Here is a 13,604-nt window from a genome sequence, read left to right as displayed (position 1 = left end):
GGGTAAAGATATTGAATGAATTCCAAGATAAACTAAAATTATGTATTATGTATTACATATTATATTTTTGAAAAAATTTTTTATGAAGATTGCCATCAGATTCGTGCCCATCCTGGTCATGCTCACCTGTGTATATGCTACCTGTAACAAAGTAAGTAAAATCAGCCAGACGCCTGCGGGCGTTGTTGTTCACCAGGACCGGGTGCCGGTGCTGCTGGGGAAGACCGATAACCAGTTGGTGCGTGTGCGTATAGCCGGGCGCGGAAAAACACTGACGGGACTGAGCATCAGGCTTACCGGAACTACCCGTATACAGGATATCAAAATATTGCGGTTGTATGATACCGGGAGTGACAGCGTTTTCAATACCCGGGCGCTGGTGGCAACCGCTGTGCCGGAAAGCGAAAAAGTTGTATTGCACACGAACCTTCCTTTGAAAGACAGCATACACCATCTTTGGTTATCGGCAGCATTGGATAATGGAGCCGGGCTGCTGAACCGCATCAATGCAGTGCCGGAAAGTCTTGTGTTGGATGGCAGGCAGGAGCGGATCGGGATGAACTTTACCAGCGTGCCGCAACGGATCGGAGTCGCCTTACGAAAAGCGGGCGACGATAAAGTGAATACTTACCGTATTCCCGGACTGGTTACCACCCGGTTGGGAACATTGGTTGCCGTGTATGATATCCGCTACAACAATTCGGCAGACCTGCAGGGCAATATAGATGTAGGGATGAGTAGAAGTACAGACGGCGGACAAACCTGGGAACCGATGCAAACCGTCATGGACATGGGTACTTATGGCAACCGCCCGCAAGATGAAAACGGTATAGGTGACCCATCAGTTTTAGTGGACGGGCAAACAGGCACTCTTTGGGTTGCTGCCCTTTGGTTGCACGGCTATCCTAAACAGCGGGCATGGACCGCTTCACAGCCTGGCCTGACGCCCGAACAAACGGGGCAATTGATGCTGGTGAAAAGCATGGACGATGGCAAAACCTGGTCGGCCCCCATCAATATCACTGCGCAGGTGAAAGACCCTTCCTGGACATTGTGTTTTCAGGGACCCGGCAGGGGCATCAGCATGCAGGACGGCACGCTGGTATTCCCGGCACAGTTTAAAGACTCCAGCAAGTTGCCCCATTCCACGATACTCTACAGCAAAGATCACGGCGCGAGCTGGCATTTTGGCTCTGCCGCTTATCCGAATACCACCGAGGCGCAGGTGGTGGAAACAACCCCCGGAATACTGATGTTGAATATGCGCGATAACAGAGGTGCTGCAAGAACGATCTTCACTACGCAGGACCTGGGTAAAACCTGGACGGAACATCCTTCTTCGCGCAAGGCCCTGAAAGATCCGGTCTGCAATGCTTCTATCATCAAGCATATTTATCATGGACAAACTGTTTTGTTCTTTGTAAATCCTGATGATACCAAACACCGGGATCGCATGACCATCAAAGCCAGCCTGGATATGGGTTTGACATGGCCGATAAACTTGCAATTGGTAGTGGATGACCTCACAGGCAACGGTTATCCCACACTTACTTCCATTGATGAAGACCACCTGGGGCTCCTGTACGAAGGAAGCCAGGCCAACCTGGTTTTCCAGAAAATACCTGTAAAAGACGTGTTGAAAGCCCAGTAAGCATGCGGCTTTCTGCCGATTTTACCCACGGTAAAAAATAAATTTGGACCGAATAAGTATTTCTGTATGTTTGTGTATATGTAATACATAATACATAAAGTCAAAACAGTTGCCATGAATCGAAAAAAGACTATGCTATGGAAGGGGATGATCTGCTTATTCGCCCTTCTTTGCTCTGCAGCGCTGCAAGCGCAGGACCGGAAAGTATCCGGTACCATTCTTTCACAGGAAGACAATAATCCGCTCGCCGGTGTAACCGTTACCGTAAAAGGAAAGAAACGTGTTACCCAAACGCAACCCAACGGAACCTTTGTGATCCTGGCCCAAAAAGGAGACCAGCTCCTTTTCACCTACACCGGTTTCATTTCCCAGGAATGGCGGGTAGGTGATAATGATGAAGCCAGCATCAAGCTGAAACCAGATGTATCAAAACTGGGTGAAGTGGTGGTGGTGGGTTACGGTAAACAAAGCCGGCAGACCTTGTCGGGCGCCGTAACCAGTCTCGACCAAAATGCACTCAAATCTTCTCCCAGTACCAATGTGGCCACTGCTTTACAGGGTACAATGCCCGGATTGAAAATACAGCAGTCCACCGGCCAGCCCGGAACAACGCCTTCCATTTCATTCAGGGGTGGTACCGATTTCAACGGCGGCGGTAGCCCAATGGTGGTAATGGATGGTGTGATCGTGCCCAGTTTGTACGGTATCAATATGGACGATGTAGAAAGCATCGACCTGTTGAAGGACGCGGCTTCTACGGCTATTTACGGCGCCCGCGCTTCCAACGGCGTTATCCTGGTTACTACCAAAAAAGGTAAGAAGGGCAAAGCCCAGGTAAACTACAGCTTCCGTCAAACAACCAATTATATCCGCCGGAATCCATTGGAATATTTAACGGCAGCACAATATATTTCCAAGAACAGGGAAGGTATCGCCAGCCGTTACCAGGCCGACCTTGCCGATGGCAATAACAGCGCTGCGGCTACCGACAGGGGACAAAACCTGGGTTCATGGGGCTGGGCGGTGAACAATGCCTGGACCACACCCATCGGTTTGTATTCAACTCAACTGGTATCTGCTGCGAACAGAAAATACATCGGCAATCCGCAATGGGGTTTACTGATCGATCCGAACCCTTTTATAGCCGGTCAGATGGATAGTATTCTATATCGCTCCCTCGATGTAAAGACGCGCGAAAATATGATCCTGCAGCAGCAGACCACCCAGGAACATTACCTGAATTTATCAGGGGCCAATGAGCAGGGAAGCTTTTCATTGGGATTAGGTATGGCAAAAGACAATGGCATCATCATCGGCTCATCGCTGAAAAGGCTGAGCATGAATTTTAACGGCGGTCTCAATGTGGGGAAAAACCTGAAAGTGTCCATGAGCACTTCTGCTTATACTGTGAGCCAGTTGGTACCTTATGTGGATCCTGCGGGTGGCGGCGCCGGCGGACTGATGCAACGGTTCATTGGTGTGGCGCCTACAGTACGATATACCAATGATACTTCCGGCGCTGTTTTGCCGGGCCCGAATGACAATTCGCTGGGCAATCCTAATTACTGGAGCCAGTTGTACAATAACAACAGTTCACAGCAAAGGATCACAGGTAGCCTGAACATTGAATACAGTATCCTGCCTTCTTTGAAGTTCCTGGCTTCGGGATCGGGTTACCTGTTGTATAACAATGCCAATGCATTTACCAAGGCATACCAGCAGGGCAACGGCGGTGCTTTCAACACCACCAGGCCTGCATCGTACAGCAATTACAATGATGTTCAGTATTCTTACAACGCTTTCCTGCAATACGATAAATCTTTCGGCAACCACAAACTGTCGGTATTGGGAGGCGGTGAATTTTACGAGTTTACCGAAAAAAGCTTCTCTGCCAGTGCAAGTGGGGCGCCTACCGACCTGATCCCCTGGTTATATGCATCGCTTCCCGCCAGCGTGGTAAACGGTGTGATCCAGAATCCTGTCAGCGCTTCTTCCGATTTCAATGCATGGGACAGGCTTACATCGGCCATCGGCAGGGTCAATTACAGTTATCTCAATAAATACTTTCTTACTGCCAACTTCAGATACGATGGCAGTTCAAGGCTTGCCAATAATCGCTTCGGTTTATTCCCCGGTGTATCGGCCGGATGGAATATGCACAAAGAAGATTTTTTTGAAAAAAGCTTCCTGAGTAAATACATCAATGTATTGAAACCGCGGGTGAGCTGGGGACAGAACGGCAGCATCAATCCGTTGGGTTACTACGCCACCGCACAGGTATATTCATCGGCTGGTATTTATAATGGACTGGGAGGAACTTATGCGCCCTCTTATATCAATACCGATCTGAAATGGGAGAAAGCGTCTACGTTCGATGTAGGTGTGGACATTGGTATCCTGAATAACCGCGTTACATTGATCGCCGATTATTTTGTGCGCGATGTATACGATAAGATCGCTTCTCTTCCCATCTCTGCACAAACAGGGTTTACTTCTTTTACTACCAACCTTGGTCAGTTAAGGAACAAAGGGATTGAACTGGAAGTAAAAGCGAAAATCATCAAGCCGGTGAAAGCAGATGGATTGAGTGTTGATGTCAGCGCCAACTTCTATACGTTCAAAAACTATGTAGTGAAACTGCCTTACAACGGGCTTCCCGGAAACAGGCAGAGCACCATACAGGTATGGGATCCGAATCATCCCGGCCAGTTAATGCAGGTAGCCGGGTTACAGGAAGGCAGCAGGGTAGGTACCGATGAAATCTGGGCGCCCAGCTATAGCGGCATTTACAGATCTGCCGCCGATCTCAGCAAGGATGCCAGTGTATACAACGCGTTTATGCCTTACATACATAAGAACCTGCACCAGTTGGGTGATGCGATGTGGAACCAGGTATACAAGAACGACACCATTGACAGCCGCCAGTTTACTTATGTAGGCAGGTCAGTGCCCAATATTCTAGGCGGATTTTCGACAATGGTAGGCTATAAAGGCTTTAGCCTGTATGCACAGTTCGATTATGCGCTGAACTTCATGATTCTTAACAACGAGAAATTAAGGGGATTGAGCCAGGTGCAGGGTTCACAGAACTCAACCGTAGATGCATTGAAGACATGGTCGCCCACCAATCCGAACGGCACATTGCCCAGGTTCTACTGGGCTAACCAGGGAAGGAACTATGCTACCGATGCATCCGGCAACAATCCTTTTAAAGAGTTTTGGGAGAAAGGAGATTACCTGGCCCTGCGGGAGCTTACACTGAGCTACGACATGACTCCTGCATTATTGAGAAAAGCCCTGAATAATAAAGTGCATAACCTCCGCCTGTTTGCAACAGGAAGCAACCTGTTTTACCTGACACAATACAGTGGCAACTTCCCTGAAGTGGGTGGTGTGGACAATGGCAAATTTCCACTTCCCAGGAGGCTGACACTGGGCGTGAACATTACACTTTAATTATGATTCAACACAGAACCATTCAATACAATGTATTATGAAACAGCATAGATTTTCAATACTTATCATATTGGGCCTGGGACTGCTGACAGGCGCCACATCCTGTAAAAAAGATTTACAGGATGTGATCCCGCAGGATCAGATCAGTACCTCCCTTACTTTATCGGACCCCAACGCTGCACAAACGCTTTATTCAGGTGTGTATGCATCGCTCAGAGGTTATAACAGTACTTTATTTGCATTGGGCGAAATGCGAAGCGAAATATGGACAGACGGGTTGTTTACCGAGTCTGTCGATGGAGGCCTTTCACAATATTATACCCATAACATCAGCGCACTGAATGTGCCGGCAAATAACTGGGGTGGTTTTTACAATCTGCTTTACCAGGTTAATAACGTTATCAACTTGTATCCGCAGGTATCGGTTTTATCATCTGCAGTAAAGAACCAGGCATTGGCCGAAATGTACGGCCTCAGGGCATACATTTATTATACCATGCTGCGTACATGGGGAGATGTACCACTCAATACAACACCCATTTCCACGATCAATAATGCGGCACAGACCTATAAGGCACGCACTAAAGTCGATTCTATCATGTTACAGATCAAAAACGACATCAACCAGTCGCTCACCCTGTTCAACGGCAACAACGCGCTGCCGGCGGGCAAAAGGGTTTACTGGAACCGACTTGCTACCTTGTCGTTGAAAGGAGATGTGTATTTGTGGTCGGGCACTTTGATGGGAGGTGGAACCAATGACCTGAATACGGCACTGGCGGCCTTACAGGAATTAGAAGGCCTGCAGAGCGCAACATTGAACCTGGACGCGAATTATGCAGATATATTCGACCCTACAAAAAAAGCAAATAACCCGGAAATCATTTTTGCGTTGAATTATGAACTTAACCAGGCGCAGATGGGAACCTTTGGTTCCTTCCAGGTCAACAGCATACAAGCGACCACGCTTTCATTTCAGCAGGTACCTAACGCGCCTACGGTTTCCAGCATCTATCCTTATGTGAATGGAGCCAACCGTTGTGGGATGAACCAAAATATGATTAACAAACTGACAAGTGGTCCGGCTGACCAGCGCATCAACGGTAGCTTTAAAGTGATGTACAGCACCAGTGCACCTTATGCCACCAGGGGTGTATTGCTTACCAAATGGATCGGATCTACATCGGGTACCACCCAGGTTTATAATAACGATTACCCCATTTACCGTTATGCAGAAATATTGTTGATGGCTGCGGAAGCAAAAGCGAAGCTGGGGCAGGACCCCTCAGCCGAAATCAACCAGATACGGCAAAGGGCTTATGGAGCCACTTATATTCCTTATGTGAATAGCACGATCGACGATAATATACAGGCCGTTCTGGAAGAGCAGTTAAGAGAATTCATTGGCGAAGGCAAACGTTGGTTTGGCTTGAGAAGGGCTGGAGATAAATGGGTATTCAAATATGTTGATCCCAAATACCTGTCGCCTGCAACGGTTAACTCAGGTAAAGGACCTACTTTTTTGCTGCCCATTTCTATGAGCATGCTGAACAATGATCCTCTGCTGACACAAACCACCGGATACTGATAGCCCGGCATTCTTGAGTATCAGCGCCATTCGTTCCCTGCCTGTGTTCTGGCAGGAACGATTTGCGAATGGTTATTTAGATAGAGCGGATGACCGGAGCTCGTCTCCGGTCATTTTTACTGCAACCGGATTAAATGGCATCAATGCTTACATTTATTAGAACAACATACGACCCAAACAACTGCGAACGAACAAATGGAAAGCATCTCAGAATAGTAATAAAAGAAACCAATGACCATTAAACATTTAAGCGGGCTGATAGCAGCTCCTTTTACACCCATGCATGCAGACGGATCGGTGAATCTGTCGCTGATCCCCACTTATTATGCATTCTTAAAACGCAACGGCGTGAAGGGAGCATTCATAGTAGGATCTACCGGAGAAGGCGTATCCTTAAGCCTGGAAGAAAAGAAAGCAGTCATAGAAGCATGGGGCGCCTGCACCAAAGGAGATATGGATTTCAAAGTGATGCCGCTGTTGGGAGGCACCAGTTTGACCGATTGCATGGAGCTTGCCAGGTATGCACGCAGCACAAACATGTACGCAGTTGCTTTCACGGCGCCATTTTATTTCAAACCGGCCAATGCCAAAACACTCGCTGAATGTTGTGCGGCCATTGCTCAAAGCGTGCCCGACATGCCCTTCTATTATTACCATATACCGGTGTTGACGGGTGTTGACATTCCCATGTACAACCTCTTGCAGGAAATACACGGCAATGTGCCCAACTTTGCAGGGATAAAATACACACACGAGGATTTCATGGATTTTCAATCCTGTTTCAATTTCTCCGATCGACAGTACGATATGTTATGGGGCCGCGATGAAAACATGTTATCGGCGCTGGCAGTAGGCGCTACCGGGGCTGTTGGAAGTACCTTTAACTATGCTGCTCCATTGTATTATGAACTGATGGGGGCATTTAATGACAACGATCTTGAAAAAGCGCGTGTATTGCAACAACAATCTATCGATATGATCAGGTTGCTGGGTAAATACGGAGGTATTGCAACCGGTAAAGCATATATGAAACTGGTTGGCGTTGATTGTGGTGAATTCAGGCTGCCTGTGAACAACATGAGTGCCGAACAGTTTGCCCGGTTCAGAACCGATGTGGCAGCCCTAGGCTTCGACCAGTTCAGGTCAAGATGATTAAATTAGCTGTAAAAAATGTTGCCTACAAAGCAATTCATATACGTTTCCTTTCTTTTCATTTCCATCATGATACATGCCGGGTTGTTTGCACAGGGGAGAAAATCTGAATACATTCAATGGTCATCAGATCTTATATTACCAGCGCCTGAAGGTGCACAAGAACAAATAGGAGTTGCCGGTGTATTCGCCGGCGTGCACGATGGGGTGCTCCTGGTTGCCGGCGGAGCTAATTTTCCGGATGCCATGCCCTGGCAGGGAGGGAAAAAAAGATACCACGACGAAATCTATGTGTTGAAGCTGGATGAGAAAAAAGGTTTCAGTTGGATCCATGCGCGCGATGCCCGTTTAAAACAGGCTATAGCCTATGGGGCAAGTGTTACCATTCCCGCTGGTGTTGTATGCATTGGTGGTGAAACAGGTGCAGCTACTTACAGCAACCAGGTATTCCTGATGCAGTGGAACGATGCTGAACAAAGCGTGATCTTCCGGGAACTTCCTTCATTACCCATACCTATTGCAAACACCGCTGTTACCCATATCGGAGATAGTATTTATGTAGCAGGCGGCGAAACAACAGGCAAGGTATCGGAGGCCTTCTTTCGGCTCAATCTTTCGGCTGCTAACCCGCAGTGGGAAACATTACCTTCAATACCGGCTGCCATGTCGCATTCAGTAGCAGTAGCGCAGTCCGATGGCACACATGATTGCGTATACATCATAGGCGGAAGAACAGCATCAGCTTCGGGCATCAGCAAACTGCACCATACTAATTTTTGTTTCGATCCTGCGACCAGCCAATGGAAAGAAAAGCATCCGATCAGCGACGGTAATAAAAATACCAACCTGTCTGCCGGTACAGGTGTTGCACTGGGTGCCGACTATATTTTGCTGCCGGGCGGTGATAACGGGCTTACCTTTCATAAAATAGAAACGTACAATGCGCATATTGCTGCGGTACAATCGGAGTCAGAAAAACAGGCGCTGCAGAAAGAAAAGCTGTCTTTGATCCACCATCATTCCGGTTTTTCCAGGAACCTTTATCTCTATCACACCACAAACGATCGATGGGAAAAAATAGGTGAGTTGCCCGATAACGCACAGGTAACCACAACACTGGTGAAATGGAAAGATTATATTTTTATTCCGAGCGGAGAAATAAAACCAGGTGTGCGTACCCCTAAAATCATGGTAGGCAGGATACTGCCGGATAAAAAATGAAACCATCCAAGACATATTCATGGGTTGTAGTAGGCCTGCTTTGGGGTGTGGCACTGCTCAATTATATGGACCGGCAAATGTTGTCGACCATGAAGCCTGCAATGCAGCATGATATTACCGAGTTGCAGTCGGCCACGAATTTCGGTTACCTCATGGCCATATTTTTATGGATATATGGATGTATGAGTCCGGTTTCTGGCATCATAGCCGATAAGTTCAACCGTAAATGGCTGATCGTTGGCAGTCTTTTCGTGTGGTCGGGCGTTACTTTCACCATGGGATATGCCCGCACGTTCAACGAGTTGTACTGGCTGCGCGCCATCATGGGTGTAAGCGAAGCTTTGTATATACCAGCCGGACTATCATTGATAGCAGATTATCATCAGCATAAAACCCGGTCACTTGCAGTAGGTATTCATATGACAGGTTTTTATCTGGGCCAGGCCATTGGCGGCTTTGGGGCTACAGTAGCAGCCAGTTATTCCTGGCAGGCTACTTTTCATTCATTTGGCATGATCGGGATTGTTTACGCTTGCGTATTGATGATTGGCCTCAAAGAGTACAGGAAAAAAGAAATAGCCCCTGCTAAGCAGCCGGTAACACCCGGTGGTTCATTTTTGAAAGGATTGGTGCCCCTGTTTTCCAATATGGCTTTCTGGGTCATACTGTTCTATTTTGCCGTGCCGAGTTTACCCGGATGGGCTACCAAGAACTGGTTACCTACCCTGTTTGCAGGAAACCTGAACATCCCCATGTCGGAAGCAGGTCCTTTATCAACCATCACCATCGCCTCATCTTCTTTCCTGGGTGTGATCACCGGAGGAATATTGTCGGATAAATGGATACAGAAAAATATCCGGGGAAGGGTGTACACCAGTGCCATCGGCATTGCGTTGACCATTCCCGCGCTTTTATTATTGGGATCGGGTCATACACTGATTCATATTGTGGGTGCGGCTCTTTGTTTTGGTTTTGGTTACGGCATGTTCGATGCGAATAATATGCCCATTCTCTGCCAGTTTGTACCGGCGAGGAGCAGGGCTACCGCTTATGGAATGATGAATATGGTAGGCGTTTTTTCCGGCGCCTTCATCACCAACCTGCTGGGCAAATCAACCGACGGCGGACACCTGGGCAGGGACTTTGCCATGCTGGCCGTGATTGTGCTGGTGGCGCTCGTGGTACAACTTTATTTCCTGCGCCCTAAAGAAAATGACCTGGCAGAATGAAACAGCAAACCATCATTTTATTTTTCTTTTTGCTCGGCTGTTTGCCAGCCAGCCATGCACAGTTGACCAGGGTTGCCTGTATTGGCAATTCTGTTACATATGGATATGGATTGAAAGACCGTGCTGTATCATCTTATCCCGCTCAATTACAACATTTGCTGGGCAAGGGGTATGTAGTGGAGAATTTCGGTCACAGCGGTGCAACACTTTTGAAACAGGGGCATAACCCCTATTATAAAACCAAAGCTTTTTCCGAGGCGCTGGCATTCAAGCCGGATATTGCCATTGTTCACCTCGGATTGAATGATACGGACCCGAGGAACTGGCCCAACCATAAAGAAACATTTGAAGCAGATTATGCCTGGTTGCTGGATACCCTGAAGAAGGTGAATCCATCTGTTCAATTATATGTTTGCAGGCTCACACCTATTTTCAGCGGCCATCCACGTTTTAAATCGGGTACGCGCAACTGGTTCTGGCAAATACAGGAACTGATCCCTGGCATTGCAGCAGCCAATCACGCATCATTGATCAACCTGCACGAAGCTTTATACCATCGTCCCGATCTTTTTCCCGATAACCTTCATCCTGTAGAAGAAGGCGCTGCCATCATTGCCCGAACAGTGTATCAGTCTATTACGGGTAACTATGGGGGACTGCAACCGGCGAAAGTATTCACCAATAATATGGTGATGCAAAGAAGAAAACCCATCCCTGTATACGGAACTGCCGATGCAGGTGAAAGAATAAAAGTGCAACTGGCAGGCAACAATGCATCTGCTGTGACTGATGCAAACGGAAAATGGAAAATAATGCTCCCTGCCATGGAGCATGGTGGTCCGTATAAACTTACCATCACCGGCAGACATCAAAAAATTATTATAGAAAATATTCTTATCGGAGATGTATGGCTTTGTTCCGGCCAGTCGAACATGGATTTTAAATTGAAAAATGCAGAAGGAGGCAAGGAGGAATTGAGAAGCGTGAATGCGGCTCACAGGAATATCCGCTTATTCAGGCTGGAGGCAATTGCCCAAACAGATAACAGTGCCTGGGATTCCCTTACATTGGTAAAAACGAACCGGGGTGAATTTTTCTCGGGCAATTGGAAAGATGGTGATTCCAGTGCAGCGGCCGATTTCTCGGCCATTGGCTATTATTTCGGGAGGAGACTGGCGAAAGAAGAAAATATACCCATTGGATTGATACAAGCTTCGGTGGGAGGATCTCCCATTGAATCATGGATAGACAGGCATACCATGGAACAGGATCCACTGTTGGTAGATGAGCTGAACAACTGGCGAAAATCTGATTTTTACCAGGACTTCTGTCGTGAAAGATCGTCGGTTAATTTGCGGAATACAACGAACGATAAACAACGGCATCCTTATGAGCCTTGCTATAATTATGAAACGGCCATAGAGCCGCTCACTTCTTTTCCGATAAAAGGAGTGATCTGGTACCAGGGCGAAAGCAATGCGCACAATGTGGAACTATACCATCACCTTTTCCCTGCCCTTGTGAACAGTTGGCGGAAAAAATGGGGCGATGCCTTTCCTTTTTATTATGTACAACTGACCAGCATCGACAGGCCTTCCTGGCCATCTTTCCGCGACCTGCAAAGACAAATGGTTAAGGAAATACCCGGTACGGGAATGGCGGTGACGCTTGATCTGGGAGATTCCCTGAATGTACATCCAACCAGGAAAAAAGAAGTGGCCGAGCGCCTGGCAGCGCTGGCACTGCATTATACCTACCAAAGACCGGTTGCGGCAAGCGGACCGGAACTTATCGGCACCGATATCCGGGGACAGAAAATGATTTTGCAGTTCTCTCATGCAAGAAGATTGTCAACCGGCAATGGTAAAACGCTTACCGGGTTTGAACTCGTGAACGACAAAGGTGTTCGTTTTGCAGCCGCCGCTTCTATTCATGGAAATGAAGTGTGGATCGAAATACCGCCTGGCGAACGTTTTCAAAAAATACTATATGCCTGGCAGCCCTTTACACGGGCCAATCTCGTTAATGAATACGGGCTGCCTGCATCTACTTTTTCAAAAAAATTACATCCATGAGTTATACCCAAGATGATTTGCAGCGACTGAAGACGTTTTACCATAATCAATTGGTGAATGATACGATACCCTTCTGGTTCCCGCGTTCTTATGACCATGAATACGGCGGTTATACGTTCATGCGTGATGCAGACGGAACCCTGATCGATGACGATAAAGCAGTATGGATACAAGGCCGTGCTACCTGGACATTATCCACCTTATACAATACCATTGAGCCCCGGCAGGAATGGCTGGACGGTGCTAAACTAGGGTATGAATTTTTAAAACGACATTGCTTTGATACAGACCGAAGAATGTTTTTTCATGTAACAAGAGAAGGCAAGCCCATCCGAAAAAGACGGTATTTTTTTTCAGAAACATTTGCAGCTATTGGGTTTGCAGCTTACGCCAAAGCTATCGGAAGTGAAATAATTGCTGCAGAGGCCAGACAGCTTTTTGGAAAATGCATTGAATATGCGTCAACCCCGGGACTGCTGCCGCCCAAATTCACCCATACCAGACCTGCCAAAGGTATCGGCGTACCTATGATCATGATCAATACGGCGCAGGAGATCAGGAATACCATCGGTGATCCGCGCTGTGATGAATGGATTGAAAAATGGATAAAAGAAATTGAGACGGATTTTGTTAAACACGACATCAAATGTGTAATGGAGCAGGTGGCGCCGGATGGAAGCATCATCGATCATATCGATGGACGGACCCTTAACCCCGGTCATGCCATCGAGGGCGCCTGGTTCATTCTTCGTGAAGCCATGCATCGCAATAACGACCAAGAACTCATCACACTCGGCTGCACCATGCTGGATTATATGTGGGAGCGGGGATGGGATAAAGAATACGGCGGCATCCTTTATTTCAGAGATGTATATGGGAAGCCCGTGCAGGAATACTGGCAGGACATGAAATTCTGGTGGCCGCACAATGAAGTCATCATCGCTACGCTCATGGCTTACCTGTTAACGGGCAACGAAAAATATGCCCGTTGGCACAAGATGGTGCATGACTACGCTTATGATAAATTCCATGACAAAGTGAACGGTGAATGGTATGGATACCTGCATCGCGATGGAAGTATTGCCCAAACGGCAAAAGGCAATCTTTTCAAAGGGCCTTTCCACCTGCCCCGGCAGGAATGGTTCTGTTATCAGCTACTTTGCTAGTCATTTCTGTAATATTCCCTATTTTTAATCTCCGTTGAACTTATTCACGGGAACTAACAAAAACTA

General features: G+C 47.4%; 8 protein-coding genes. All 8 read left to right on the top strand.

Going from position 1 to position 13,604, the window contains the following annotated elements; genetic code table 11:
- Positions 1-82: 82 nt before the first annotated feature.
- The 8 genes from SEDOR53_RS0103270 to SEDOR53_RS0103235 all read left to right on the top strand — a co-directional run bounded on the left by SEDOR53_RS0103270 (position 83) and on the right by SEDOR53_RS0103235 (position 13,538).
- Positions 83-1,651 carry a sialidase family protein gene (locus SEDOR53_RS0103270; protein ID WP_037361644.1) on the top strand — a complete coding sequence of 523 codons (1,569 nt, stop codon included), beginning with the start codon at positions 83-85 and terminating at the stop codon, positions 1,649-1,651.
- 114 nt (positions 1,652-1,765) lie between these two features.
- The gene (locus tag SEDOR53_RS0103265) at positions 1,766-5,107 is read left to right on the top strand and encodes a SusC/RagA family TonB-linked outer membrane protein (protein ID WP_026768429.1); all 3,342 of its coding nucleotides are present in this window, start codon (positions 1,766-1,768) and stop codon (positions 5,105-5,107) included.
- Positions 5,108-5,144: 37 nt separating this feature from the next.
- Positions 5,145-6,695 (top strand): RagB/SusD family nutrient uptake outer membrane protein, encoded by a 1,551-nt coding sequence (locus SEDOR53_RS0103260; protein ID WP_026768428.1) that lies wholly within the window; start codon positions 5,145-5,147, stop codon positions 6,693-6,695.
- A gap of 231 nt (positions 6,696-6,926) precedes the next feature.
- On the top strand, positions 6,927-7,847 hold the full coding sequence (locus tag SEDOR53_RS0103255; RefSeq protein WP_026768427.1) for a dihydrodipicolinate synthase family protein: 921 nt from the start codon (positions 6,927-6,929) through the stop codon (positions 7,845-7,847).
- An 18-nt stretch (positions 7,848-7,865) separates the two neighbouring features.
- A complete protein-coding gene (locus SEDOR53_RS0103250) occupies positions 7,866-9,068 on the top strand; it encodes a kelch repeat-containing protein (RefSeq protein WP_051416471.1) in 1,203 nt (400 codons plus the stop codon).
- On the top strand, positions 9,065-10,297 hold the full coding sequence (locus SEDOR53_RS0103245) for an MFS transporter (protein ID WP_026768425.1): 1,233 nt from the start codon (positions 9,065-9,067) through the stop codon (positions 10,295-10,297). The genes SEDOR53_RS0103250 and SEDOR53_RS0103245 overlap by 4 nt, the downstream gene beginning before the upstream one ends.
- A complete protein-coding gene (locus tag SEDOR53_RS0103240; RefSeq protein ID WP_026768424.1) occupies positions 10,294-12,372 on the top strand; it encodes a GDSL-type esterase/lipase family protein in 2,079 nt (692 codons plus the stop codon). Before SEDOR53_RS0103245 ends, SEDOR53_RS0103240 begins: the two co-directional genes overlap by 4 nt.
- Entirely contained in the window at positions 12,369-13,538 is a 1,170-nt protein-coding gene (locus tag SEDOR53_RS0103235) for an AGE family epimerase/isomerase (RefSeq protein WP_051416470.1), read from the top strand. Before SEDOR53_RS0103240 ends, SEDOR53_RS0103235 begins: the two co-directional genes overlap by 4 nt.
- Positions 13,539-13,604: the final 66 nt, after the last annotated feature.

It is taken from the genome of Asinibacterium sp. OR53 (assembly GCF_000515315.1).
In the GTDB taxonomy this organism is placed as follows: domain Bacteria; phylum Bacteroidota; class Bacteroidia; order Chitinophagales; family Chitinophagaceae; genus Sediminibacterium.
This window is presented reverse-complemented; position numbering and strand designations above follow the sequence as displayed.